The 24,383-nt window shown below is 66.4% G+C and carries 24 protein-coding genes and 2 riboswitches; of the genes, 15 read left to right on the top strand and 9 right to left on the bottom strand.

Annotated features, from left to right (window positions below):
* Positions 1–14 precede the first annotated feature (14 nt).
* Positions 15–1,502, bottom strand: a complete 1,488-nt coding sequence (locus tag H977_RS0106700) for a gamma-aminobutyraldehyde dehydrogenase (protein WP_029107130.1) — start codon at positions 1,500–1,502, stop codon at positions 15–17.
* Between the two features lie 123 nt (positions 1,503–1,625).
* Between H977_RS0106700 and H977_RS0106695 the strand changes: the two genes are divergently transcribed.
* The 8 genes from H977_RS0106695 (at position 1,626) to H977_RS0106660 (ending at position 9,496) form a co-directional block, all read left to right on the top strand.
* Positions 1,626–2,138 (top strand): Lrp/AsnC family transcriptional regulator, encoded by a 513-nt coding sequence (locus H977_RS0106695; RefSeq protein WP_029107129.1) that lies wholly within the window; start codon positions 1,626–1,628, stop codon positions 2,136–2,138.
* On the top strand, positions 2,135–3,505 hold the full coding sequence (locus H977_RS0106690; protein WP_029107128.1) for an aspartate aminotransferase family protein: 1,371 nt from the start codon (positions 2,135–2,137) through the stop codon (positions 3,503–3,505). The genes H977_RS0106695 and H977_RS0106690 overlap by 4 nt, the downstream gene beginning before the upstream one ends.
* 93 nt (positions 3,506–3,598) lie before the next feature.
* Positions 3,599–4,597, top strand: coding sequence for an SMP-30/gluconolactonase/LRE family protein (locus tag H977_RS0106685; protein ID WP_029107127.1), 999 nt, complete (start codon positions 3,599–3,601; stop codon positions 4,595–4,597).
* A gap of 100 nt (positions 4,598–4,697) precedes the next feature.
* On the top strand, positions 4,698–5,912 hold the full coding sequence (locus tag H977_RS0106680) for a D-alanyl-D-alanine carboxypeptidase family protein (protein ID WP_029107126.1): 1,215 nt from the start codon (positions 4,698–4,700) through the stop codon (positions 5,910–5,912).
* 194 nt (positions 5,913–6,106) lie between these two features.
* Complete coding sequence (locus H977_RS0106675) at positions 6,107–6,736, top strand: TetR/AcrR family transcriptional regulator (protein WP_029107125.1); 630 nt, start codon at positions 6,107–6,109, stop codon at positions 6,734–6,736.
* Positions 6,733–8,004 (top strand): glycosyltransferase, encoded by a 1,272-nt coding sequence (locus H977_RS0106670; RefSeq protein ID WP_029107124.1) that lies wholly within the window; start codon positions 6,733–6,735, stop codon positions 8,002–8,004. Before H977_RS0106675 ends, H977_RS0106670 begins: the two co-directional genes overlap by 4 nt.
* A 7-nt stretch (positions 8,005–8,011) precedes the next feature.
* Positions 8,012–8,242 carry a F0F1 ATP synthase subunit C gene (locus tag H977_RS0106665; protein ID WP_155946555.1) on the top strand — a complete coding sequence of 77 codons (231 nt, stop codon included), beginning with the start codon at positions 8,012–8,014 and terminating at the stop codon, positions 8,240–8,242.
* Entirely contained in the window at positions 8,243–9,496 is a 1,254-nt protein-coding gene (locus tag H977_RS0106660; RefSeq protein WP_029107122.1) for a glycosyltransferase, read from the top strand. It abuts the gene before it with no gap.
* A gap of 100 nt (positions 9,497–9,596) precedes the next feature.
* On the opposite strand, the gene H977_RS0106655 is transcribed toward H977_RS0106660, so the two are convergent.
* Entirely contained in the window at positions 9,597–10,445 is an 849-nt protein-coding gene (locus tag H977_RS0106655) for a nitronate monooxygenase (protein WP_029107121.1), read from the bottom strand.
* Positions 10,446–10,476: 31 nt separating this feature from the next.
* A riboswitch (guanidine-III (ykkC-III) riboswitch) is annotated at positions 10,477–10,542 on the top strand.
* Positions 10,543–10,555: 13 nt separating this feature from the next.
* On the opposite strand from H977_RS0106655, the gene H977_RS0106650 reads away from it, so the two are divergent.
* Positions 10,556–10,873: a DMT family transporter gene (locus H977_RS0106650; protein WP_029107120.1), complete on the top strand. Its 318-nt coding sequence runs from the start codon at positions 10,556–10,558 to the stop codon at positions 10,871–10,873.
* Here H977_RS0106650 and yhjD read toward each other — a convergent pair.
* The 3 genes from yhjD to H977_RS0106635 are packed head-to-tail and all read right to left on the bottom strand — an operon-like array spanning position 10,870 to position 13,344.
* A complete protein-coding gene (gene yhjD, locus H977_RS0106645) occupies positions 10,870–11,886 on the bottom strand; it encodes an inner membrane protein YhjD (protein ID WP_029107119.1) in 1,017 nt (338 codons plus the stop codon). The two genes, H977_RS0106650 and yhjD, sit on opposite strands and share 4 nt — an antisense overlap.
* A 21-nt stretch (positions 11,887–11,907) precedes the next feature.
* Positions 11,908–12,924 carry a tryptophan--tRNA ligase gene (trpS, locus tag H977_RS0106640; protein ID WP_029107118.1) on the bottom strand — a complete coding sequence of 339 codons (1,017 nt, stop codon included), beginning with the start codon at positions 12,922–12,924 and terminating at the stop codon, positions 11,908–11,910.
* 24 nt (positions 12,925–12,948) lie between these two features.
* Positions 12,949–13,344 carry a MarR family winged helix-turn-helix transcriptional regulator gene (locus H977_RS0106635; RefSeq protein ID WP_051288724.1) on the bottom strand — a complete coding sequence of 132 codons (396 nt, stop codon included), beginning with the start codon at positions 13,342–13,344 and terminating at the stop codon, positions 12,949–12,951.
* A gap of 78 nt (positions 13,345–13,422) precedes the next feature.
* Between H977_RS0106635 and H977_RS0106630 the strand changes: the two genes are divergently transcribed.
* Positions 13,423–14,040 (top strand): TIGR03086 family metal-binding protein, encoded by a 618-nt coding sequence (locus tag H977_RS0106630; RefSeq protein WP_029107116.1) that lies wholly within the window; start codon positions 13,423–13,425, stop codon positions 14,038–14,040.
* Here H977_RS0106630 and H977_RS0106625 read toward each other — a convergent pair.
* Positions 14,031–14,828 (bottom strand): exodeoxyribonuclease III, encoded by a 798-nt coding sequence (locus tag H977_RS0106625; protein WP_036475390.1) that lies wholly within the window; start codon positions 14,826–14,828, stop codon positions 14,031–14,033. The genes H977_RS0106630 and H977_RS0106625 overlap by 10 nt on opposite strands.
* An 82-nt stretch (positions 14,829–14,910) precedes the next feature.
* On the opposite strand from H977_RS0106625, the gene ephH reads away from it, so the two are divergent.
* Positions 14,911–15,744, top strand: a complete 834-nt coding sequence (ephH, locus tag H977_RS0106620) for an epoxide hydrolase EphH (RefSeq protein WP_029107114.1) — start codon at positions 14,911–14,913, stop codon at positions 15,742–15,744.
* A 52-nt stretch (positions 15,745–15,796) separates the two neighbouring features.
* Here ephH and H977_RS0106615 read toward each other — a convergent pair whose 3' ends face one another.
* On the bottom strand, positions 15,797–18,037 hold the full coding sequence (locus tag H977_RS0106615; RefSeq protein WP_029107113.1) for an NADP-dependent isocitrate dehydrogenase: 2,241 nt from the start codon (positions 18,035–18,037) through the stop codon (positions 15,797–15,799).
* A 277-nt stretch (positions 18,038–18,314) separates the two neighbouring features.
* A riboswitch (SAM riboswitch) is annotated at positions 18,315–18,434 on the top strand.
* A gap of 171 nt (positions 18,435–18,605) precedes the next feature.
* Between H977_RS0106615 and H977_RS32650 the strand changes: the two genes are divergently transcribed.
* The 3 genes from H977_RS32650 to H977_RS0106600 are packed head-to-tail and all read left to right on the top strand — an operon-like array spanning position 18,606 to position 21,813.
* Positions 18,606–19,937: a bifunctional o-acetylhomoserine/o-acetylserine sulfhydrylase gene (locus tag H977_RS32650; protein WP_051288699.1), complete on the top strand. Its 1,332-nt coding sequence runs from the start codon at positions 18,606–18,608 to the stop codon at positions 19,935–19,937.
* A 20-nt stretch (positions 19,938–19,957) separates the two neighbouring features.
* Complete coding sequence (gene metX / locus H977_RS0106605; protein WP_029107112.1) at positions 19,958–21,088, top strand: homoserine O-acetyltransferase MetX; 1,131 nt, start codon at positions 19,958–19,960, stop codon at positions 21,086–21,088.
* The gene (locus tag H977_RS0106600) at positions 21,085–21,813 is read left to right on the top strand and encodes a class I SAM-dependent methyltransferase (RefSeq protein WP_029107111.1); all 729 of its coding nucleotides are present in this window, start codon (positions 21,085–21,087) and stop codon (positions 21,811–21,813) included. The genes metX and H977_RS0106600 overlap by 4 nt, the downstream gene beginning before the upstream one ends.
* Positions 21,814–21,826: 13 nt before the next feature.
* On the opposite strand, the gene H977_RS0106595 is transcribed toward H977_RS0106600, so the two are convergent.
* On the bottom strand, positions 21,827–22,330 hold the full coding sequence (locus H977_RS0106595) for a winged helix-turn-helix transcriptional regulator (protein ID WP_029107110.1): 504 nt from the start codon (positions 22,328–22,330) through the stop codon (positions 21,827–21,829).
* Positions 22,331–22,411: 81 nt separating this feature from the next.
* Between H977_RS0106595 and H977_RS0106590 the strand changes: the two genes are divergently transcribed.
* On the top strand, positions 22,412–22,834 hold the full coding sequence (locus H977_RS0106590; protein ID WP_029107109.1) for a nuclear transport factor 2 family protein: 423 nt from the start codon (positions 22,412–22,414) through the stop codon (positions 22,832–22,834).
* On the opposite strand, the gene H977_RS0106585 is transcribed toward H977_RS0106590, so the two are convergent.
* Positions 22,824–24,356, bottom strand: a complete 1,533-nt coding sequence (locus H977_RS0106585; protein WP_029107108.1) for an FAD-dependent monooxygenase — start codon at positions 24,354–24,356, stop codon at positions 22,824–22,826. The genes H977_RS0106590 and H977_RS0106585 overlap by 11 nt on opposite strands.
* Positions 24,357–24,383: the final 27 nt, after the last annotated feature.

Genomic DNA, 24,383 nt, shown 5'->3' with positions numbered 1-24,383 from the left:
GCTCCCGATCGAGCTCAGCGCTTGGTGAAGATCGTTCGGTGCCAGTCTTTTTCGGCCACACCGGTGATATCGCTCATCACATGTTTGATGGTGAGGTATTCCTCGAACGAGTAATCGCTCATGTCCTTGCCGAAGCCCGAGGCACCGACACCGCCGTGCGGCATCTCGCTGATGATCGGGATGTGGTCGTTGACCCACACGCACCCGGCGTGGATCTCGCGGGAGGCCCGCTGCGCGCGGTACACGTCGCGGGTCCAGGCCGAGGCGGCCAGGCCGTAGTCGGTGTCGTTGGCCTGCCGGATCGCGTCGTCATCGTCGGTGAATGCCCGCACCGTCAGCACCGGGCCGAAGATCTCGTCGCGGTACACCTCGGAGGTTTCGGCGACGTCGGCGATCAAGGTGGGCCGGTAGAACGCTCCGGGCAGATCGGGCGTGACGCCGCCGGTGACGATGCGACCGCCTTGTTCGGGCGCCCGGGCCACCATGGCCGCCACTTTGTCGCGGTGCGCGAACGAGATCAGCGGACCCAGATCGGTGTCGGGATCGTGCGGGTCGCCGACGACGATCTTGCTCATCACCTCGGCGACCCCGGCGACGAAGTCGTCGTACAGCTCCCGCGCGACGATCGCCCTGGTGGCGGCGGTGCAGTCCTGCCCGGTGTTGATGAGCGCACCGGCCACCGCTCCCTGGATGGCCGCATCCAGGTCAGCATCGTCGAACACCACGAACGGCGCCTTACCGCCCAACTCGAGCTGGGTGCGGTGGCCGTGAACCGCGGCGGCCGCCATCACCTTGCGGCCGACCGGGGTGGATCCGGTGAAGGTGACGACGTCGACGTCGCGATGTCCGGCCAGGGCCGAGCCGACATCGGCGCCACCGCCGGTGACCACGTTGAACACGCCGTCGGGCAGGCCGGCCTCTGTGGCCAGCCGGGCCAATGTGAGGGTGGTCAGCGGGGTGATCTCGGCGGGCTTGATGACGACGGAACACCCGGCGGCCAGCGCCGGGATGGCCTTCCACACCGCCATCTGCAGGGGGTAGTTCCACGGGGTGATGGTGGCGACGACGCCGACGGCCTCACGCCGGATGCTGGACGTGTGGTCCCCGGAGTACTCGGCCGTGGCCTTGCCCTCCAGGTGGCGGGCGGCGCCGGCGAAGAAGTCGATGTTGTCGATGCTGCCGGGGACATCGAATTCGGTAGCCAGGCGTACCGGCTTGCCGGTCTGACTCACTTCCTCGGCGATCAGCTGATCGGCATTCTCGTCGGCGAGTTTGGCCAGCTTGGCCAGGACCGCCGACCGCGCGGCGGGCGTTGCCGTCGACCAGGCGGGGAGCGCCTTGCGGGCGGCATCGACGGCATTGTCCACGTCGGCCGGAGTCGCGAGGGCGTAGTCGGCAACAGGCCGTCCGGTCGCGGGGTCGATGATCTGATGGGTAGGTCCGGCGGTCGCCACCGGTGCACCATTGATCCAGCTGCTCGTCACATTCACTGCCACACTCATGGAGCCCCACGGTAACCGATGGGTCATCTGATCTCTACGCAATCCCGCGCTAAGACCGGGTTTGAACGAGGGATTTCATCGATTCGGTTGCCCTAAACGACGGATTCCGTGCACAATCGGTGCATGACCGACCCTGATGGTCCCGACCTTCAGGCCGTCCCGCTGCGTGTGAACAATTCTCGCACCGCCTTTCAACTCGACGAACTGTCGAAGGCGATCATCGAGAAGTTGCAAGCCGACGGCCGCCGTTCGTATGCCGGAATCGGTAAGGCCGTCGGCCTGTCCGAGGCCGCGGTACGCCAGCGCGTGCAGCGCATGGTCGACGCCGGGGTCATGCAGATCGTCGCCGTGACCGATCCATTGCAGCTCGGGTTCGCCCGGCAGGCGATGATCGGCATCCGCTGCACCGGCGACACCCTCAAGCTGGCCGAGAAGCTCTCGGCCATCGAGGCCGTGGACTACGTCGTTCTGACCGCCGGGTCGTTCGACGCGATCTGCGAGGTCGTCTGCGAGGACGACGACAGCCTGCTCGAACTTCTCAACACCCAGATCCGCTGCCTGCCGGGAGTGATAACCACCGAAACCCTTGTCTATCTGAAACTCGTCAAACAGCAATACAATTGGGGAACTCGATGAGCAGCACCGAAAAATCCGACCTGGCAGCAAAAGCCAACCGCCACCTGTGGGGCCACTTCGCCCGCCACGGAGAAGGCATCACACCACCGATCATCACCCGCGGCGAGGGTGTCCGAATCTTCGACGACAAGGGCAAGAGCTATATCGACGGCCTGTCCGGCCTCTTTGTCGTCCAGGTCGGCCACGGCCGCAAGGAACTCGCCGAGGCAGCGGCCAAGCAGGCCGAGAAGCTGTCCTTCTTCCCGCTGTGGTCCTACGCGACACCGCCTGCCATCGAACTGGCCGAGCGTGTCGCCAACTACGCACCGGGCGATCTGAACCGGGTGTTCTTCACCACCGGCGGCGGCGAAGCCGTCGAGAGCGCGTGGAAACTGGCCAAGCAGTACTTCAAGCTGACCGGCAAACCCGGTAAGCACAAGGTGGTTTCGCGTGCCATCGCCTACCACGGCACCCCGCAGGGCGCTCTGGCGATCACCGGTATCCCGGCGTTCAAGGCACCGTTCGAGCCGCTGACCCCCGGTGGCTTCCGCGCGCCGAACACCAACTTCTATCGCGCACCCGCCGAATACGCCCATGACGAAAAGGTTTTCGGCCGTTACTGCGCCGATCGCATCGCCGAGGCAATCGAGTTCGAGGGCCCCGACACCGTGGCCGCGGTGTTCCTCGAGCCCGTGCAGAACGCGGGCGGCTGCTTCCCGCCGCCGCCCGGATACTTCGAGCGGGTCCGCGAGATCTGCGACGAGTACGACGTGCTGCTGGTATCCGACGAGGTGATCTGCGCGTACGGCCGGATCGGCTCGATGTTCGCCTGCGACGATCTCGGCTACGTGCCGGACATCATCACCAGCGCCAAGGGGCTGACGTCGGGCTACTCGCCGCTGGGCGCGATGGTGGCCAGCGACCGCCTGTTCGAGCCGTTCAACGACGGCAAGACGGTGTTCGGACATGGCTATACCTTTGGTGGGCACCCGGTTTCGGCCGCGGTGGCGATGGCCAACCTCGACATCTTCGAGCGCGAGGGCATCAACGACCACGTCAAGGAGGCCGCCCCGGCGTTCCGGGCCACCCTGGAGAAGCTGTACGACCTGCCCATCGTCGGCGATGTGCGCGGTGAGGGCTTCTTCTACGGCATCGAACTCGTCAAGGACAAGGCGACCAAGGAGACGTTCAACGATGAGGAGTCCGAGCGTCTGCTGCGCGGGTTCCTCACCCCCGCCCTGTGGGAGGCCGGGCTGTACTGCCGCGCCGACGATCGTGGCGACCCAGTGATCCAGTTGGCCCCGCCGCTGATCAGCGGGCAAGCCGAATTCGACGCGATCTACGACATCCTGCACAGTGTGCTGAGCGAGGCCGGCAAGCTGCTTTAGCCCACCCTCCCCCTTTGCGCCGAAACGGCATTCCAGCAGGAAAAGTTCGAGTAACGCCCTGCTGGAATGCCGTTTCGGCGTCAGACTGGCAGCGTGCCACGCAAACCACCGATCGACCCTGTCCGCTGGACGCCGCCACCCATCAAGGAGTTACCGGACTTCGGGCCGGCCGAGCTCACCATCGTGCCGGTGCCGGGTGAAGGGCCCGAAGACGTCGTCATCGACGCATCCGGACAGCTGTGGACCGGTCTGGTCGACGGACGGATCGTGCGCGTCGCCCCCGACGGTGCCACCGCCGTCGTCGCCGATACCGGTGGCCGGCCGCTGGGCCTTCACGTCGCCCGCGACGGGCGCGTCCTGATCTGTGACAGCCATCGCGGGCTGCTGGCGTTGGATCCCCAGAGTGGCGAGCTGGATGTGCTGGTGCGGGACATCGATGGCCGGCCGCTGCGATTCTGCTCCAATGTCACCGAAACATCGGATGGCACAATCTATTTCACCGAGTCGACGAGTCAGTTCCATTTCGAGCATTTCACCGGTGCGATCATGGAGGCCCGCGGCCGCGGCAGCCTCTTCCGGCTGGACACCGACGGCACCGTCAGCACCGTGCTGCAAGGCCTGTACTTCGCCAACGGCGTGACCGCCACCGCCGACGAATCGGCGCTGGTGTTCGCCGAGACCCAGGGCCGGCGGCTGTCGAAGTACTGGCTGAGGGGGCCGAAGGCCGGAACGACGACACCGCTGGCAGCGCATCTGCCGGGGTACCCGGACAACATCTCCACCGGAGCCGACGACCGGATCTGGGTCGCGATGGTGTCCGAGCCGAACGCAGCTGCCGAATGGCTCGCGCCGCGGGCACCGGTGATCCGAAAACTTCTGTGGCAATTGCCCGATCGTCTGCAGCCGAAAATCCAGCCACAGGTGTGGGTGCTGGCGTTCGACGCCGAGACCGGTGACGTGCTCACGGGTATCCGGACCACCCGTCCCGACTTCGGCACCGTCACCGGGGTGGTGGAATCGGCGGACAAGCTCTGGATGTCGACCATCGCCTTCCCCGCGCTGGCCCATGCCGAACTCCGTGACTTGGCCTAGCGCGCTGCGGGGCCGTCGATATCCAGTTTTCACACCAGTCACACACGTCACAGCGTGGCAAACCGGAAATCGGGACCGATTCGCCTAATCTTCGGACACGATGGCGACGTTGCGCAGGACCACCAAGCGCGCAGTGTCCGCGTTCGCGGCACTGGCGGTGCTGGCGGCACCCCTCATGACCGCCGGTGTGGCCAACGCCGACCCGGCCTCGAACTGCCCGTACAAGGTGACCACACCCCCGGCCGTGGATGCATCGGAAGCGCCCAAGCCCGGTGAGGCGGCGCCAGGGCCGCTACCCGTGCCCACCAAGACGATTGGCGGCGAGGCGCTGTCCGGTTGCGGCGTGATCACCGCTCCCGATACTCCGCCGTTGCCCAACGATGTCTCCGCCGAGGCGTGGCTGGTCGCCGATCTGGACACCGGTGACATCATCGCCGCCAAGGATCCTCACGGCCGCCACCGGCCGGCCAGCATCATCAAGGTGCTCGTGGCCACCGCCGCACTCAATGAGCTCAACCTCAACAAGCTGGTCGCCGGCACGCAGGACGATGCCAACTCCGAAGGAACCCGCGTGGGTGTCGGGCCCGGCGGCCGGTACACGATCAACGACCTGCTGCACGGCCTGCTGATGCACTCCGGCAACGACGCCGCACATGCGCTGGCGGCTCAGCTGGGCGGCATGGACCCAGCTCTGCAGAAGCTGAACATCCTCGCAGGCAAGCTCGGTGGGCGCGACACTCGAGCCGCCACCCCGTCGGGTCTGGACGGCCCGGGCATGAGCACCTCGGCCTACGACATCGGCCTCTTCTACCGATATGCCTGGCAGAACCCGGCATTCGCCGACATCGTGGCCACGCAGACCTACGACTTCCCCGGGCGCGACGGCAATCCGTCCTACCCGATCGAGAACGACAACAAGCTGCTCTACAACTATCCGGGCGCGATGGGCGGGAAGACCGGATACACCGATGACGCGGGCCAGACCTTCGTCGGTGCCGCCAATCGCGACGGCCGGCGCCTGGTGGCCATCCTGATGAAGGGCACCCGGGTCCCGATCGCTCCCTGGGAGCAGGCGGCACACCTGCTCGACTACGGGTTCGCCACCCCACCGGGAACCAAGGTCGGCACCCTCGTCGACCCCGATCCGTCGTTGAAAACACCCAAGGCCGACGAGCCGACCGCCGCCCAGGCGGCTTCGGTTCTGCCACCGGCGGATTCGCTGCCGGTGCGAGTAGGCGTGGCCATCGTCGGCGCCGTGATCGTGTTGCTGTTGATCATGGGCGCGCGTTCGCTCAATCGCCGTCCCGTTCGCTGACACTTTCGCAGCGCCCGCAGCGTTTCATCTGGTTCACATTCTTATCGCCTACTGGCGCCGGGGCGTCACCTACCCCGAGTTCTACGGACCGTTCCTCATGATCGTCCTGGCCGCCCTCATCATCCGGTTCATCGCAAAAGCGAAGCGAAAGACAGCCCTTGCCTAATCCTGACCGATCGGTCTAATCTCAGACCATGCGGTCAGAACGCCCGAAGACATTCACCGAACAGGCCCGCCGACGGCAGATTGTCGAAGGCGCCCTGGAGGTGATCGCCGAACAGGGATACCCGCAGGCCTCCCTGGCACGCATTGCCGAGCACATCGGCATCGCGAAAAGCGCTGTGCTGTATCACTTCACCAGCAAGTCCGAAGTGATCGATGCGGTCTTCACGGAGATCTTCGCGCGTGGCGCCGCGGTGATCGTGCCGGCCATCAACGCCGAAACCACCGCTGCGGCAAAATTGTCCGCCTACATCCGGGCCAATATCGCGTTCGTCGAGGCGAACCGATCGGCGGCCGTGGCGATGCTTGAGCTGATCTCCGGCTACCGCGACGCCGACGGACTGAGGCTCGACCAAGCCGCGGCCAAAGCCGTGCAGGAACACCCCCCTACCGGGGACCTGGCCGCCCTGGATCCGCTGACGATCTTCTCCGAGGGGCTGCACAACGGTGAATTCCGTGAACTGTCACCGCTGTTCATGAAGAACATCCTGCGCGGTGCATTGGACAGCGCGGCGCAGGAATACGCACGGGATCCCGACTACGACATCATCGGCCACGGCGAGGTGCTGGTCGAGATCTTCGAGAAGGCCACCGCACCGTGACCACCATCGTGATCGCCGCGTTCGGCAGCCGGGGCGACGTCGCTCCCTACACCAGCCTTGCCCGACGACTGACCGCGGAGGGATACCGCGTCGTCGTCGCCGCCCAGGCACCCTATCGGGAGCTGGTATCGGCCGCCGGCTTCGAATTTTCCTCGCTCCCCGGGGATACCGAGCAGGCCACCAAGGCGTCACCGGCCGCGCAAGCGTTCGTCGACGGCGCCAGGATGCGCCCTTCCCGGGAACTGCTCGATGAAATGCGTGCGGACTTGCGCCGCCTGGGCCATGGCCTGATCGAGGCCGCGAAAGATGCAGACCTACTGCTGCTTCCGTCTGTCGCGGCCGTCCTCGGATACCACGTCGCGGAGGGACTCGGCATCCCCAGCGTCGGGGTGTTGCTCCAGCCGACCGCGCCCACCGGCGACTTCCTACCGTCGGTGCTCAGCGCCCGATCGCTCGGCCGCTGGGGCAACCGGATGGTCGGCCGACTGGGCGCCTTCGGCGAGAAGCCGCACCTGCCACTCATCAACGAGCTGCGCGCCGAGCTCGGGCTGCGGGCGACCACCTTCGGTGAATATCAGGCCCGTCGCGCCGCCACCTGGCCCGTCCTGCACGGGTTCAGCGAGCACGTAGTGCCCCGGCCGACGGACTGGCCCGCGCACCTCGAGGTCACCGGCTACTGGTGGCCTGCAGAACCCGACAACTGGTCCCCACCAAGCCAACTCACCGACTTCCTGGAAGCCGGTCCGGCACCGATTTTCATCGGACTCGGCAGCACCGCCACGGCGCAGGGACCGAAGCTGTCCGACATCATCAGCACCGCGCTGCGAGCCACCGGAACGCGGGCCGTGGTGCAGACCGGGTGGGCCGGCCTGCACTGCGCCGGTGACGACGTGATGATGGTCGACGAAATCCCGCACTCGTGGTTGTTTCCCCGGGTCGCGGCGGTGGTACACCATTGCGGCGCGGGCACCACGGCGGCGACACTGCGAGCCGGCGTTCCATCGATTCCCGTCACCGGAATCATGGATCAACCCTTCTGGGCCAAGCGGCTGCGACTCCTCGGCGCCGCGCCCATCGCCCTTCGCCGCGCCACCCTGACCGCCGACGATCTGGCTGCCGCTATCCGCGAAGCCTCGGGCAACCCGGCGTATCGCGGCCAGGCACAACGTCTCTCATCCCTGCTCGCCCGCGAGGACGGCGCGGAAACGGCAACACACCGAATCACCGAACTTCTCAACCGATCACAGGAGGTGCACCATGGCAAGTGACGCATTGATGGGCAACGCCCTACTGGCAGGGGCGATCATGGTGGCCGGCGGCGCGATCGGCGCCGGGATCGGCGACGGCCTGGCCGGCTCTCAATTCATCGCCGGTGTGGCGCGCCAGCCGGAGGCCCAGTCACGTTTGTTCACACCATTTTTCATCACCGTGAGCCTGGTCGAGGCGACCTTCTTCATCAATATCGCCTTCATGGCGTTGTTCGTGTTCGCTACCCCAGGCGGATAGATGGCGACCATCGCGATCATCGCCATCGGCAGCCGCGGCGATGTGGCGCCGCTGACCGGGGTCGGTGTGCGGCTACAGCAAGTCGGACACCGCGTGATCATGGTGGCGTATCAGGCATTCACCGATCTGGTGACCGGTTGCGGATTGGCGTTCCGCGGAGTCGATGACCACCTCGACGGCGCCGCGACCGATCTGGGCGACGTCTCGGCACGCGATGCCGCGAAAGCCATGGCGGCATACTTCAGCCCGCGCGGCATGCGGGCGTTGGGGAATGACGTCATCGCAGCAGTCGACGGCGAACCGCTCGATGCACTGCTGCTGTCGCCGTTCGCCGAGCTGGCCGGTCATCCTCTTGCCGAAGCGCTCGGTATCCCCAGCATCGGCGTACGGTTGCAACCCTTCTCGGCAACCGCCGATTATCCACCCGCCGTGCTGGGCGCATGGTCGGCAGGCCGGCACGGGAACGTGGCGGCCGCGCGGTTCGGTGAATCGATGATCGACATGCTGTATGGCAACACGGTCAATGACTTTCGTGCGCGGCTCGGGCTGCCGAAGGCCTCGGCTCGGACGCTGAGACGGCGGCGCACGGAAGCTCGGTGGCCGATCCTGTACGGCTATTCCTCCGCTGTGCTCCCCAAGCCGTCCGACTGGAGACCCGGAATCGATGTCGTCGGGTATTGGTGGCCGGCGCACCCGTCCGGATGGCAACCGCCGGCTGATCTGGTGGAGTTCCTCGACGCCGGTTCGCCGCCGGTGGTCATCGGCTTCGGCAGCACGGTCAACAGCAGGGCCGAGGCTGAGCGGCTCTCCTCACTTGTGGCGCAGGCAGTCCGGGGCGTAGGCGCCCGTGCGGTGATCCAATCGGGTTGGGCCGGCCTCGATGTCGACGGGGATGACATGCTCGCGATTGGCGAAGTCCCCCACGACTGGCTTTTCGCGCGGGCAGGCGCCGTCGTGCACCACTGCGGTGCAGGCACCGCAGCAGCGGGACTGCGTGCCGGCATACCGACGGTCGCGGTGCCGGCCGGTTACGGAGACCAGCCGTTCTGGGCGCGACGGCTGTTCGAACTCGGCGTCGGCCCGCCACCGATCCCGCAGCGGCGGCTCACCGCCGCGGATCTCGGCGCCGCGATCCAGGAAGCGCTGGCAACTACACATTTTCGCGACAATGCCGAGGCATCGGCGACGCGCATCGGCACCGAGGACGGCGCGGGACAGGTCCTCAAAGCAGTCGAGGCAGCACTGCGCAGCTGATCATGAATTTGCCGATTCGGCTGACAAGTAATTACCGCCGAAGTTAAATACGTCTCGGGCCTGCCAATCCGCCGCCGCTCTCGGCGGTTTGACAGGCCCATCAGTGCCAGCGAGCCAGGAGCTCAGCCGCACCTTCAGCCAGCGTTTTCACGGTGTCGGCGACCGTGGCCGCGTGCCGCAGAGCCCCGACACCCTGCCCGGCGTTGACGGGTGATCCCGTCAGCACCCGCTCGGGAATGCCGGCCGGCCATCGATAGCCTGCGGCCACATCATATTCGCTGGTCAGCTCCGTGGCCGAGCCGTCGGCGGCCAGCAGGGCCTCACGCGCCGTGGCCGGCGTCAGCGCCTCGGCACACGCCGCGAACGCCGTGCCGACCCAGGCCCCGGCCGCGCCGGCAGCCAATACCGCGGCCACCGCCCGCGGCGACGAGATCCCGCCGGCGGCCAGCACGGGCACGTCCACGGCGTCGAGCACATCGGCCAACAGCGGCAGCGTGCCGACCGTCGGCTCACCGTGCCCGCCACCTTCGGCTCCGCGTGCCACCACGACATCGACGCCGGTATCGACCGCGCGTCGGGCCGCTTCTACCGTGGCCACCTGAGTCGTCACAGTCACGCCCGCATCGTGTGCGCGACGCACCCAATCCCAGTCCTCGCCGAAGCTGACACTGAGCAGAGCCGGCCGGGCCGCCAACGCCACGTCGAACAGATCGGGGCGGTCCTGAGCGACCCAGTGCACCAGGCCAATTCCGACTCTCTGGCCATCTGCTTGCGCCAGTTCGGCGGTCAACTGGTCAGCCGTCGCCGAACTACCCATGCCGACCATGCCGAGGCCGCCGGCAGCCGAGACCGCGGCCGCCAACCGGCCTCCCGCGGCGCCGCCCATCGGTGCGTTGAGGATGGGAACGTCGAGACCCATCGCCCGCGACCACGTGGTTGCCAAGCTCACAACTCGCCATGTTACGTCGTTGTTACAATGGACCTCGCCAGTACACGGCACCGGACGAGGCGGCACCCGTACCCGGCCAGCGACAAGACGGGGTGTTCTGGAGGTGTCTCATGGCTTGGATCATTCTCGTCGTCTCCGGCGTCCTCGAGGCGGTCTGGGCGACAGCGCTGAGTAGGTCGGACGGATTCACCCGCTTGGCTCCATCGGTGGTTTTCTTTGTGGGCCTGGCGTTTTCGATGGCCGGGTTGGCCATCGCGATGCGCAGCCTGCCGCCAGGCACCAGTTATGCGGTATGGGTCGGCATCGGCGCGGCGCTCACCGTCGGCTACGCGATGGTGACCGGTACGGAATCCACGTCGCTGGTCAAGATGCTGCTGATACTCGGAATCGTCGGCTGCATCGTTGGTCTCAAGGCGATAAGCCACTAACGACGCAGAAACCGCGAAAGCCCAAGAGCACCAATCGCTCCCATTGCGGCTGCGGCCAGAGCGCCCGATACCCCGATCCCCTCGCGGACCTGCACCCTGGTGACGATCTGCGCGGGGTCCGGCGGTAGCACGGGCGCCTCGGCCAGGCTCTCCCGCGATGTCGCCGCCCAAGCTGTCGCGAACAGGATGAGCCGCGCGGTGACGTAGGCGAACACCATCAGGCCCAGCACCGGACCGAACGTCGCCCCGGCCGGACCGCTCAGCACGGATTGCAGGTATATCGACGCGACCTGTTTGAAGACCTCGAAACCGACGGCGGCCAGCAGGCCGGCCCGAAAGCACCGGCGGAACGGCACCGGCTCGCGTGGCAACCGCGAGATGATCCAGGTGAACAACAGCCACGAGATCGAGACCGACACCGCGATCGATATGGCGCGCAATCCGCTGCCGAGGATGACGCCGTCGTGGAAGCCGATCCATCGCAGCACTTTCCGCATCAGCGTGGGGTCACCGAGTGCCGTCAGCGCGATGGTGATCACCATGGCGAGGAACGCCGACACCAGGGCGAGAAGGTCCGACAGCTTGTTGCCGACAAAGTTGGACTCGGCGTGTTGCTCCCACATCCGACTCAGGGCCTCGCGCAGATTGGCCATCCAGCCCAGCCCGGCCCAGGCCGCGGTCGCGAGCCCGATCACGCCGACGGTGCCGCGCGAGGCGATGGCCGAGTCCATCAGGGTGATCAGTTGCTGGCCGAGATCACCGGAGACCGCTTGACGGATCCGCTGCTCGATTTCCTCGAGCAGGTCAGGCCGTCGTGACAGCAGGAAACCGCCGGCGGCAAAGCCGACCATCAGCAGCGGGAACAGCGCGAAGATCGTGAAATAGGTGATGCCGGCGGCGTAGAAGTTGCCGCTGCAGTCGGTATAGCGGTCCTGCGCCCGCATCACATGGTCGAACCAGGGGAACCGCGTGCGCGCTCGGTCCAGCAGTCCTGGCTTCTCTGGCTCGTCCACCGCCATACCCTCCCCTGGCGCTCATGGCGTTTGCTGGAGAAACCCTATCTTGTCGTAAACCCGCGCGAGGGTATTGCCCGCGACCTCTCGGGCGTGTTCGGCGCCGGCGGCCAGAACCGACTGGAGTTCTGCCGGGTCAGCGAGCAGTTCGTCCACCCTGGCCTTGATCGGCGTGACGAACTCCACGACAGCCTCGGCGGTTTCCTTCTTGAGATCGCCGTACCCACGGCCCGCATAGCCTTCGACCAGCTTGTCGACGTCGGCACCGGTCACCGCGGACTGGATGGTCAGCAGGTTCGAGATACCGGGCTTGGCCTCGGGATCGAACCGGATCTCCCGCTCACTGTCGGTCACCGCTGAACGGATCTTCTTCGCCGTGGCCTTCGGGTCATCCAGCAGGCTGATCAGCCCGGCGTCACTCGCCGCCGATTTGCTCATCTTGGCCGACGGATCCTGCAGGTCGTAGATCTTGGCCGTGGCCTTGGGAATCATCGCCTCGGGCACCACGAAGGTCTCCGGGAAACGGGCGTTGAAGCGCTGCGCCAGGTCGCGAGCCAGCTCCAGATGCTGACGCTGGTCCTCGCCGACCGGGACCAGATCGGTGTCGTAGAGCAGCACGTCGGCGGCCATCAGCACCGGGTAGGTGAACAGACCCACGGTGGTGGCGTCCGCGCCCTGCTTCTGCGACTTGTCCTTGAACTGTGTCATTCGCGATGCCTGGCCGAAGCCGGTGAAACATCCGAGCACCCAGGCCAATTGGCTGTGCTCGGGGACATGGCTCTGAACGAACACGGTGCTGCGGGCCGGGTCGATGCCCAGCGCCAGGTACTGCGCGGCCGTCACCAGCGTGCGCCGCCGCAACGTCTCCGGATCCTGCGGGACGGTGATGGCGTGCTGGTCGACGACGCAGAAGAACGCCTCGTAACCGTCCTGCAGCTGCGCCCAGTGCGTGACGGCACCCAGCGCATTGCCGAGGTGCAGAGAGTCCGAGGTGGGCTGGGCGCCCGAGAATACGACCTGTTTGCTTCCGCTACTCATGATCTTCTGATTTTCGCACTGACGTCATCCGGATTCTTCGCGGGTCAGCTGCTGCAGCACCCGCAGGAACACTTTCCGGTCGTCAGCAGACAGCTCGCCCAGCCAGCGCTCCTCGCCGCGCTGGATCTCCCGCTGGATCGCATCCTTGACCGCGCGGCCCGCATCGGTGATGGCCAGTAGCCGCACGCGGCGGTCGTCGGGGTCGGCCTCACGCTCGATGAAGCCCTGCTGCTGCAGGTGATCGAGGGTGCGGATGATGCGGGTTTTGTCGGCACCGATCGCCTCGGCCAGCGCCGCCTGGGTCCGCACCGAGGACCGGTCGAGTGCGAGCAGGACCACGTAGCCCCACATCGTCACGCCGTGAGCATCCAGCACCGGCTGCTCGGCAGCGAGCAGCTCACGCAAGAGCGGGGCCAGCATGGCCGCCAGATCCGGGCGCTTCGGCACAGACTCAGGGTAAGCGTTGCGAAATTATGTGCTCGCGCTTATCGTATGCGTATGCATACTATTGAAACGGATCTGCGGCCCCTCCACCGCGTCGCCGTTCTGCGCTCCGTCGAAGCCGTCGAGTCTGTCCGAACCTCCGACCTGGACCGTCCCACCCCGTGTGCCGCGTGGACATTGGGTGATCTCCTGGCCCACATGACCGTGCAGCATCAGGGGTTCGCCGCGGCGGCCCGCGGACAGGGCGCCGACGAAGCGGTGTGGAAAGCCGAAAGGGTCTCCGACGCCGTGCGCACCGACCCGGCCGGCACCTACGCCGCGGCTGCTCACGACGTGCTCGGCGCCTTCGCGCAGGACGGGGTCTTGCAGACGATGTTCGCGTTGCCCGAGTTCGGACCGGGTGCGACGTTCCCCGGCGCGCTGGCGATCGGGTTCCACTTCGTCGATTACGTCGTGCACGGCTGGGACGTCGCCGCCAGCCTCGGAGCGGCCTACGAACTGCCGGACGATGTCGTCACCGCCGTCGTGCCATTGGTCATGGCGATCCCCGACGGTGACCTCCGCGACAGTTCTGCATCACCGTTCGACCGGGCCGTCAATGGTTCGGCGGCAACAGATTTCGAGAAAGTGCTGCTACACCTGGGCCGTCGTCCGGACTCGCGTCAGCCGTAAGTAACGGTCACCGGCGAGTGATCCGACCACCGCAGGGCATACAGCTCCGCGCGGTCCACCCGCGCCGACGTCGCCCGGACCGCCAGTGACGGGCTGGCCAGGTGATAGTCGATGCGCCAGCCGGCGTCGTTGTCGAACGCCTTGCCACGCCACGACCACCAGCTGTAGGGCCCGGCCACGTCGGGATGCAGCCCGCGCACCACGTCCACCCAGCCCGTGCCCAACAATTCGGTGAGCCAGGCCCGCTCACTCGGCAGGAAGCCGGCCTTCTTGATGTTGCCCTTCCAGTTCTTGATGTCGTTCTCCGTGTGCGCGATGTTCCAGTCACCGCACAGCACCGAGTCACGTGGGTGTAGCTCGGCCATCCGCGCCGCGACGGCGGCCATGAACCGTTCCTTCTCCAGCTGACGGTCCGTCTCGGCCTCGCCGGTCGGGACGTACACACTGCCCACCGTCACGCCCGCGGTATCCACTTCGAGGTAGCGACCGTGGGCCTCGAACTCGTCGGAGACCAGCAACCGGGACGCCTCGATGGGATGGCGGGACAGCACCGCTACGCCATTGCGGCCCTTGACATGCGGAACAGCCGAGGCCACGTTCCAGCCGTCGGCCAGGGCCGGCGCCAAGGCATCGCTGAGCTGCTCGTCGTCGGCCCGTGTCTCCTGCAGGCACACCACATCGGCCTCGGTTTCCAGCCAGGGGAGCAGGCCGAGGTTGTCGGTGGACCGCTGTTTGACCGCGGCGCGGATGCCGTTGACGTTGATGGTGCTGACGGTAAGAGAACTCACGTCCACAGACCGTACCGGTGGATACCGTCACTCGCGGGTGGCCTCTTGCGATACCGGCGGTATCACCTTAATGTCTGGCGGCATGGCTGAACGTGCTCCCATTCACCTGGGCACTCCCGACGGCGAACCGATCCTGCTGCTGCACCCGTTCCTGTTGTCGCAGAGCGTGTGGAAGTACGTTGCACCGCAACTCGCACAGACCGGCCGCTACGAGGTGTTCGCCCCGACCATGGCCGGCCACCACGGCGGCACGCACGCTCCGCTCCTGCTCGACGTGGCGACACTGGCCGACGACGTCGAACGCCGGCTCGACGAGCTCGGCTGGTGCACCGCGCACATCGTCGGCAATTCCCTCGGCGGCTGGGTGGCCTTCGAACTGGAACGCCGCGGCCGGGCCCGCACGCTGACCGGCATCGCCCCCGCGGGCGGCTGGTCGCGGTTCACCCCGGCGAAGTACGAGATCATCGCGAAGTTCGTGGCCGCGCTGCCGATCGTGCTGTCGACTGCGGTGTTGGGCCAGCAACTGCTGAAACTCCCACTGACCAAACAGATCTCATATCTGGCCGTGAGCGCCACACCCGACGTGCTGAACGACAGTGATCGCCGCGACCTGATCGAGGACCTGGCTCACTGCCCGGCGTACTTCAAGCTCATGGTCAAGGCACTGACCACCGCGGGCCTGATGGAGATCAAAAACTCCCGAACCCCAACCCAACTCGTGATCTGCGAGAAGGACCGGGTGCTGCCGGCGCCACGCTTCAGCCGGCATTTCACCAAGAGCCTGGCTGCGGATGCCGTGGTGAAGACACTCAAGGGCGTTGGTCACGTCCCGATGTTCGAGGCGCCCGACACCATCACCAGGGTGATCACCGAATTCGTGGACGGGCACATCGGTCAGACCCGCGCGACGGGCTGATCGCCCCTGAGCGCGGGCTCGGCGCGGCTGTTGCCGCGCCGAGCTGCCGAACCTAAGCGTTCTCGGCGGCGGCCAGTGTGTCGTTGAGCGTCTTGCTCGGACGCATCACCGCGGCAGTCTTCTCCGGGTCCGGGTAGTAGTAGCCGCCGATGTCGGCCGGCTTGCCCTGTGCCGCATTGAGTTCGGAGATGATGGCCTGCTCCTGCTCGCCGAGCGCCTTGGCCAGCGGCGCGAAGTGCGCGGCCAGCTCCTTGTCCTCGGTCTGCTCGGCCAACGCCTGCGCCCAGTACAGCGCGAGGTAGAACTGGCTGCCACGGTTGTCCAGCTCACCGGTCTTGCGCGACGGAGACTTGTTCTCGTTCAACAACTCTCCGGTCGCGGTGTCCAGCGCGGCCGCCAGCACCTTGGCCTTGGCGTTGTCGGTCTTGTTGCCGAGGTCCTCAAGGCTGGCCCCCAACGCGAGGAACTCGCCGAGCGAATCCCAGCGCAGGTGGTTCTCCTCCACCAACTGATGGACGTGCTTGGGTGCCGAACCACCGGCACCGGTCTCGTACAGGCCGCCGCCGGCCATCAGCGGCACGATCGAGAGCATCTTGGCGCTGGTGCCCAGCTCCAGAATCGGGAACAGGTCGGTCAGGTAGTCGCGCAGGATGTTGCCGGTCACCGAAATGGTGTCCTTGCCGCGGATCAGACGCTCCAGCGTGTAGCGCATGGCCCACACCTGCGGCAGGATCGTGATCTCCAGGCCCTCGGTGTCCTCTTCCTTGAGGTATGCCTTGACCTTCTTGCGCAGCTCGTTCTCGTGCGGACGCTCATCATCGAGCCAGAACACGGCAGGCATACCGGACAACCGGGCGCGGTTGACGGCCAGCTTGACCCAGTCCCGGATCGGGGCGTCCTTGACGATCGGCATCCGCCAGATGTCGCCCTCTTCGACCTCCTGGCTCAGCAGCACCTCACCGGAATCGATGTCGACGATCTTGGCGACCCCGGCCTCCGGAATCTCGAACGTCTTGTCGTGGCTGCCGTACTCCTCGGCCTTCTGCGCCATCAAACCGACGTTGGGCACCGTGCCCATCGTGGTCGGATCGAACTGACCGTGGGTCTTACAGAAGTTGATCACTTCCTGGTACATCCGGGAGAACGTCGACTCCGGGTTGACCGCCTTGGTGTCCTTGGTGCGGCCGTCGGCGCCGTACATCTTGCCGCCGAGGCGGATCATCGCCGGCATCGACGCGTCGACGATGACATCGCTGGGCGAATGGAAGTTCGAGATGCCCTTGGCCGAATCCACCATGGCCAGCTCGGGCCGGTGCTCGTGGCAGCGGTGCAGGTCCTCGATGATCTCCTCACGCTGCGAGGCAGGCAGCGCCTCGATCTTGCTGTAGAGATCCGACAGGCCGTTGTTGACGTTGACACCGAGCTCGTCGAAGAGCTTCTCGTGCTTGGCGAAGGCCTCCTTGTAGAAGACCTTGACGGCGTGGCCGAACACGATCGGGTGGCTGACCTTCATCATGGTCGCCTTGACGTGCAGCGAGAACATCACGCCGGTCTTGTAGGCGTCTTCGATCTGCTCCTCGTAGAAGTCGATCAGCGCCTTCTTGCTCATGTACATGCTGTCGATGACGTCGCCCTCGTCGAGCTTGACCTCGGGCTTCAGGACGACGGTCTCACCGCTGTTGGTATCGAGCTCCATGCGGACATTGCGGGCCTTGTCCAGCGTCATCGACTTCTCGCCGTGGTAGAAGTCGCCGGTCTTCATCGTGGCCACGTGGGTCCGTGAGGCCTGCGACCACTCACCCATGCTGTGCGGATGCTTGCGCGCGTACTCCTTGACCGCCTTGGGGGCCCGGCGGTCCGAGTTGCCTTCGCGCAGAACGGGGTTGACCGCGCTGCCGAGGATCTTGGAGTAGCGATCGCGGATCGCCTTCTCCTCGTCGGTCTTGGGATCGCCCGGGTAGTCCGGGATCGCGTAACCCTTCTCCTGCAGTTCCTTGACCGCGGCCATGAGCTGCGGGACGGAGGCGCTGATGTTGGGCAGCTTGATGATGTTGGTCTCGGGCAGCTGAGTGAGCCGGCCCAGCTCTCCGAGGTTGTCGGGGACGCGCTGGTCCTCGGTGAGGTAGTCACCGAATTCGGCCAGGATGCGGGCCGCGACCGAGATGTCACTGGTCTGGACATCGATACCGGCCGGCTCCGCAAAGGACCGGATGATCGGCAGGAAGGAGTACGTCGCAAGCAGCGGCGCCTCGTCGGTCAGCGTGTAGATGATGGTCGGCTGCTGGGCAGTCATGGTTGCTCTCCCGGCGTCAGTCGGGCTCGACGAGGATCACTCGCCCTCACCCGCGGTTATTCGCTGCTCTAGTTATCGCGGCCAGACTACAAGGACGGGCATCCCCTCGAAGGGGCAGCTTTCATTACTGACCAGTAACTTTGGCTGACGTTCACGCGTTCGTCGCCGGCCGCCGCCCGTCCAGCTGAACGTGTTTCGGTCCGGCTCGCGCAGAACCGGCAAACACCCCGAACAACCGACTGGCACCGCCTCAACGCGTTGCGATAAGCTGCAAGCCGGTCATGAGTGTCAGCATCAAGCCCCGGCTTGCTGGCCGGCAACCCTCCAACCGCGGTGGGGTGCCCCGGGTGATGACCAGGTTGAGCAGTCGTTCGCGGCTGCAAGGCAAGCGCGGGTCCGAAGGTACGGGCCCCCAGACAGACAGGGAAACCTGGTGGAGGCCAGCCATGTGTATGTGTCAGTGAACCCACGGCGTCAGCCCATCGTCATCGATGACGGGCCCGACCAACCCCGGTAACCGACCACACCCCTATCTCCCTCATCCCGTCCCGGAGGAGAAACCCCAGCCATGACAAATCCCGAAGGCTCCAACTGGTCGTTCGAGACCAAGCAGGTCCACGCCGGCCAGACGCCGGACAGCGCCACCAACGCCCGCGCGCTGCCGATCTACCAGACCACCTCGTACACATTCGACAGCACCGACCACGCCGCCGCCCTGTTCGGCCTGGCCGAGCCGGGCAACATCTACACCCGCATCGGTAACCCCACCACCGACGTCGTCGAGCAGCGCATCGCGGCACTCGAAGGCGGCGTCGCCGCGCTGCTGCTGTCCTCGGGCCAGGCCGCAGAGACCTTCGCGATCCTCAACCTGGCCGGCGCCGGCGACCACATCGTGTCCAGCCCGCGCCTGTACGGCGGCACGTACAACCTCTTCCACTACACGCTGCCCAAGCTGGGCATCGAGGTCAGCTTCGTCAAAGACCCTGATGCTCCCGACTCATGGCAGACCGCCGTCCGGCCGAACACCAAGGCCTTCTTCGCCGAGACCATCTCCAACCCCCAGATCGACGTACTCGACATTCCCAAGGTGTCCGCCGTGGCACACGAGAACGGTGTGCCGCTGATCGTCGACAACACCATCGCGACCCCGTACCTGATCCAGCCGATCGCGCTCGGTGCCGACATCGTGGTGCACTCGGCGACCAAGTACCTGGGTGGGCACGGTTCGGCGATCGCCGGGGCGATCGTCGACGGCGGCAACTTCGACTGGACCGCCAGCGGGCGTTTCCCCGGATTCACCACACCAGACCCCAGCTACCACGGCGTGGTCTTCGCCGAGCTCGGTGCACCGGCCTTCGCGCTCAAGGCCCGGGTACAGCTGCTGCGCGATCTGGGCAGCGCCGTCTCACCCTTCAATGCCTTTTTGATCGCACAGGGATTGGAAACGCTGTCTCTGCGTGTTGAACGCCACGTGGCCAATGCGCAGAAGGTCGCCGAGTTCCTGGCCGGGCACGAAGGTGTGAGCTCGGTGAACTACGCCGGACTCCCCACCTCTCCCTGGTATGAGCTGGGCCGGACCATCGCCCCGAAGGGCACCGGTGCCGTGCTCGCGTTCGAACTGGAGGGCGGAATCGAGGCAGGCAAGGCATTCGTCAACGCCCTGACACTGCACAGTCACGTCGCCAATATCGGTGACGTGCGTTCCCTGGTGATCCATCCCGCCTCGACCACACATGCGCAGCTCTCGCCCGAGGAGCAACTGACCACCGGCGTCACGCCCGGTCTGGTGCGCTTGGCCGTCGGTATCGAGGGCATCGACGACATCCTGGCCGACCTGGAGCAGGGATTCGCCGCCGCGCGTCCGTTCAGCGGCGTCCCGCAGACTGCGGCGACGGTGTAGGACGGCGAGAGAAGACCGGCATGACGATCACCGAAGAACCGGCCGTGTCCACCCTGAGTTTGCCCGCCGAAGGCGAAATCAGCGTCGTGCACATCGGTGCGCTGACGCTCGAGAGCGGCACCGTCCTGCCTGACGTGTCGATCGCCGTGCAGCGCTGGGGTGAGTTGTCCCCCGCCCGCGACAACGTGGTGATGGTGCTCCACGCGCTGACCGGCGACTCCCACGTCACCGGACCGGCAGGCGACGGCCATCCGACCGCAGGCTGGTGGGACGGGGTGGCCGGACCAGGCGCCCCGATCGACACCGACCAGTGGTGCGCGATCTCGACCAACGTGCTCGGCGGTTGCCGCGGATCCACCGGCCCCGGCTCGCTCGCGCCCGACGGAAAGCCGTGGGGCTCAAGGTTTCCCCAGATCACCATCCGAGACCAGGTCGAGGCGGACCGGGCCGCGCTGGCGGCCTTCGGCATCACCGAGGTGGCCGCGGTGGTCGGCGGCTCGATGGGCGGGGCGCGCGCGCTGGAATGGCTCATCGGGCACCCCGACGAAGTGCGGTCCGGCCTGGTGCTCGCCGTCGGCGCCCGTGCCACGGCCGATCAGATCGGCACCCAGAGCACCCAGGTGGCCGCGATCAAGGCCGATCCCGATTGGCAGGGCGGGGACTACTACGGCACCGACCGGGCCCCCCTGGCCGGCATGGAGATCGCCCGGCGCTTCGCGCACCTGACCTATCGCGGCGAGGAAGAACTCGACGAGCGGTTCGGCAACGACGCTCAAGGCGAGGAGGACCCGACCACCGGAGGGCGCTACGGAGTGCAGAGCTACCTGGAATACCAGGGCGGCAAACTGGCCCGCCGATTCGACCCGGGCACCTACGTGATCCTCTCCGATGCGCTGTCCACCCACGATGTGGGCCGTGGCCGCGGCGGCGTCGTCAGCGCGCTGCGCAGTTGTCCGGTGCCCGTCATCGTCGGCGGGATCACCTCCGACCGGCTGTATCCCATCAGGCTGCAGGAGGAACTGGCCGAATTACTGCCGGGCTGCAACGGTCTCGACGTCGTCGACTCGGCCTACGGCCACGACGGCTTCCTGGTGGAGACCGAAGTGGTCGGCAAGCTGATCCGCCGCACACTGGAGCTGGCACAGCGGTGAGCTCGCCCAAGCAGCGTTCCCTGTCCTTCGGCTCGGAAGCCGCGGCATATGAACGCGGCCGGCCATCGTATCCGCCGGAGACCATCGACTGGCTGCTTCCCGAGGGCGCCCAGGACGTGCTGGACCTGGGCGCGGGTACCGGCAAGCTGACCACCCGGCTCGTGGAACGCGGGCTGAACGTGATTGCCGTCGATCCCATCCCGGAAATGCTTGAGCTGCTGTCGAACTCACTGCCGGACACCCCGGCGCTGCTCGGCACGGCCGAGGAGATTCCGCTGGCCGACAACAGCGTCGACGCGGTGCTGGTGGCCCAGGCCTGGCACTGGTTCGACCCCGAGCGGGCGGTCAAGGAGGTCAGCCGGGTGCTGCGCCCCGGAGGCCGGTTGGGGCTGGTGTGGAACACCCGCGACGAGCGGCTGGGCTGGGTCAAGGATCTGGGCCACATCATCGGTCCCGAACACGATCCGTTCAACAACGAGGTGAAACTCGCCGAGCCGTTCGGCGAGATCGAACGGCATCAGGTGGAGTGGACGAGTTATCTGACGCCCCAGGCCCTCATCGATCTGGTGGCCTCCCGCAGTTACTGCATCACCTCGCCTGAGCGGGTGCGTACCAGGACCTTGGAAAAGGTCCGCGAACTGCTCGCCACACACCCGGCGCTGGCCAACTCTTCGGGGCTGGCGCTGCCCTACGTCACGGTGGGCATCCGGGCCGGCCTGACTTAGGATTCGGCGGCGTTCACGTGGCGCGACCCATGATGAACTCCCCGATCAGGGCCGTACCCGGGCCGGGCCGGGCACCTGGACCGGCCATGGCCGAGGTTGTCGTGGCATCGAGTTCGCCATCGCAGTGCGCGCAGACCGTCTTTGCCGTTGTCACGCAACCACATTCGGTGTGCACGAGTAGCGCGGGCGGCCCATCGACGCCGGCCTGCCACTTGTCCCCCCAGGCGAGCAGTGTCGCGATCACCGGGTACAGATCGCGCCCTTTGTCGGTGAGCAGGTACTCGTAGCGCGGCGGCGCACTCTGATATTGGCGCCGCTGCACCACCCCGTGGCATTCGAGGTCGTCGAGACGCGCGGCCAGGATGTTCGACGCGATACCCAAGTCACGACGGATGTCTTCGAACCGCGCCAACCCGGCGAACAGGTCACGCAGGATCAGGGGCGTCCAGCGCTGCCCGATCACGTCGACGGCGCGCGCGACGGAGCACGCGATGTCACTGAACGACTGCTTGGGCACGCCTCAACCCTAGTCCATTGCTAATTGCAATGGACTAGGGTTGAGTAAGTTGTAATTCGCAAGCGACCCGAGGAAGTGGACATGACAACCACGACAGATTCGGTTACCGCGTTCTGTGAGGCCACCCGTTCCAACGACATCGACCGACTGATGACCACTCTGGCTCCCGATGCAGAGCTCATCTCACCGCTGTCCGGCCGCATGGTGTTTCGCGGACACGATGATCTCCACGCGTTACTCAGCGCGGTGTACGGCGGTTTGCGAGAGCTCACCTGGCACGAGGTCATCGGAGAGGGACAGACGCGCGTGGCGGTCAGCGAAGGCCGGCTCGCAGGGGGCCTGACCATCACCGACGCGCTGGTGTTCGAACTCGACGACAACGGTCAGATCCGGCGTCTGCGGCCGCACCTCCGGCCGTGGTTGGCGATCACCGCGTTCGCACTCATGGTCGGGCCGAAGATCGCCCGCCGCCCCGCCGTCCTGCGCCGAGCGCTCAGGCGCTGAGCGCGGCCACCTCGGCCTCCGGCCCGAACCAGCGCTGCAGCGCAGCACGCAGCCCATCCTCGTCGAATTCGTCTGCGGCCCAGGCGACATAGCCGTCGGGCCGGATCAGCAACGCTGCGGCAGGCCGGTCGACGGCGGTCGCCACGACGACATCGACCCGATCCTGCCAACCCGACACTGCGTCGGCACAGTCGCCGCCGGACAGGTCGAGCAAGACCGGTCGGCCCGAGCACAGCAACTCGGCGACCCGACGACCGTCGTCGAGCACGAAATCGGGGACGAAGTATCCGGACAGCCGGTGCACGTCGCCGACGTCATAGCGGACGTCGGAACCGGAGAGCAGCCCTGCGATGTGCGTCGAGCCGTCCCGGGTCGCCAGCAGCTCGCCGAAAAGCGTTCGGAGCGCGGTGACTTCGGGACCGGCGGCCATCAGTGCGGCCTGAGCCATGGAGTGCATCATCACCCGCTGCCCCGCCGGCCAGCGCTCGCTGTGATAGCTGTCCAGCAGGCCATCGGGTGCCCGGCCGTGCACAGCGGCGGCGAGTTTCCAGCCCAGGTTCATCGCGTCCTGCATGCCGAGGTTCAACCCGGGCCCGCCCATCGCCGAATGCACATGGGCGGCATCGCCCACCAGAAAGACATTGCCGGCGCGGTACTGCGAGGCCTGACGGGTGTTCTGGCCGTTGATCCGCCGCAGAGCATGCGGGCCAGGCCAGTTCGGGGGCGCTATCGGCACGTCGACGCCGACAACCCGGTTCACGCTCGCGCGCAGTTCGTCGATGGTCATCTCGGGGGCGGCGTCGGGCAGCAGCGACCCATACTCGATGGTCCCGACCATCGACCGTCCCGGCTGGAATTCCGCGTAGATCAGCACACCACCGTCGAAACGATTGTGCCCAAAGGGGATTCGCCCCAGACCGGGAACATTCAATTCTCCGTACCCACTGCGCAGTTCATCCGGCAGGCTGACGTGGGCCACCCTGGCGACCACGTCCGTGGTGAGCCCGGGAAACTCGATACCCGCCTGCTTCCTGACCGGGCTGCGGCCGCCGTCGGCCCCGACCAGGTAGGTGGCCGGAAGTCGGTAGTCGCCCGACGGCGAGGCGATGTCGATGACGACGCCTGAAGCGCCCTGCTCGAGACCGACGAGTTCGTGCCCCCAGCGGATCTCGACCCCGAGGCCCTGCACCCAGTCCACCAACTGGCGCACCACACGCGGCTGCTGGATCAGCATGCCGTACATCGGGTTGTCGACGACATCGGTGAACGGCACCTGCATGCCCGCGAAGATGTAGCCGGCCATCGGCTCCGGCGCCTCGCCCGTCCCGCTGAGCTCCTGATACAGACCCCGCAGATCGAGCACTCGATTGGCCTGTCCGACAATGCCGTTGGCCTTGAGTTCCGCGCTGGGCTCGGGCAATTGCTCGAGCACCACCGGGCGGACCCCCGCCAGGGCCAACTCCCCCGCCACCAACAGGCCGTTGGGCCCGGCACCCGAGATGACGACATCTACTTCGGTCATGGTTTCTCCCCACATGTTCGGTGCCCG

Origin of the sequence: Mycobacterium sp. URHD0025 (genome assembly GCF_000426065.1) — a bacterium.
Lineage (GTDB): Bacteria > Actinomycetota > Actinomycetes > Mycobacteriales > Mycobacteriaceae > Mycobacterium.
The sequence above is the reverse complement of the archived record's forward strand: the minus strand, read 5'-3'. Positions and strand labels throughout refer to the sequence as shown.

Excerpts from the sequence above, each read along its gene's own strand:
- trpS (WP_029107118.1), bottom strand. The coding sequence starts at position 12,924 with ATGAGTAGCGGAAGCAAACAGGTCGTATTCTCGGGCGCCCAGCCCACC.
- H977_RS0106665 (WP_155946555.1), top strand. The coding sequence starts at position 8,012 with ATGGGCAACGCCCTACTGGCAGGGGCGATCATGGTGGCCGGCGGCGCG.
- H977_RS0106585 (WP_029107108.1), bottom strand. The coding sequence starts at position 24,356 with ATGACCGAAGTAGATGTCGTCATCTCGGGTGCCGGGCCCAACGGCCTG.
- H977_RS0106690 (WP_029107128.1), top strand. The coding sequence starts at position 2,135 with ATGAGCAGCACCGAAAAATCCGACCTGGCAGCAAAAGCCAACCGCCAC.
- H977_RS0106615 (WP_029107113.1), bottom strand. The coding sequence starts at position 18,037 with ATGACTGCCCAGCAGCCGACCATCATCTACACGCTGACCGACGAGGCG.
- H977_RS0106695 (WP_029107129.1), top strand. The coding sequence starts at position 1,626 with ATGACCGACCCTGATGGTCCCGACCTTCAGGCCGTCCCGCTGCGTGTG.
- H977_RS0106590 (WP_029107109.1), top strand. The coding sequence starts at position 22,412 with ATGACAACCACGACAGATTCGGTTACCGCGTTCTGTGAGGCCACCCGT.
- H977_RS0106700 (WP_029107130.1), bottom strand. The coding sequence starts at position 1,502 with ATGAGTGTGGCAGTGAATGTGACGAGCAGCTGGATCAATGGTGCACCG.
- ephH (WP_029107114.1), top strand. The coding sequence starts at position 14,911 with ATGGCTGAACGTGCTCCCATTCACCTGGGCACTCCCGACGGCGAACCG.
- H977_RS0106635 (WP_051288724.1), bottom strand. The coding sequence starts at position 13,344 with ATGCTGGCCCCGCTCTTGCGTGAGCTGCTCGCTGCCGAGCAGCCGGTG.
- H977_RS0106675 (WP_029107125.1), top strand. The coding sequence starts at position 6,107 with ATGCGGTCAGAACGCCCGAAGACATTCACCGAACAGGCCCGCCGACGG.
- metX (WP_029107112.1), top strand. The coding sequence starts at position 19,958 with ATGACGATCACCGAAGAACCGGCCGTGTCCACCCTGAGTTTGCCCGCC.
- H977_RS32650 (WP_051288699.1), top strand. The coding sequence starts at position 18,606 with ATGACAAATCCCGAAGGCTCCAACTGGTCGTTCGAGACCAAGCAGGTC.
- H977_RS0106650 (WP_029107120.1), top strand. The coding sequence starts at position 10,556 with ATGGCTTGGATCATTCTCGTCGTCTCCGGCGTCCTCGAGGCGGTCTGG.
- H977_RS0106680 (WP_029107126.1), top strand. The coding sequence starts at position 4,698 with ATGGCGACGTTGCGCAGGACCACCAAGCGCGCAGTGTCCGCGTTCGCG.
- H977_RS0106630 (WP_029107116.1), top strand. The coding sequence starts at position 13,423 with ATGCATACTATTGAAACGGATCTGCGGCCCCTCCACCGCGTCGCCGTT.
- H977_RS0106660 (WP_029107122.1), top strand. The coding sequence starts at position 8,243 with ATGGCGACCATCGCGATCATCGCCATCGGCAGCCGCGGCGATGTGGCG.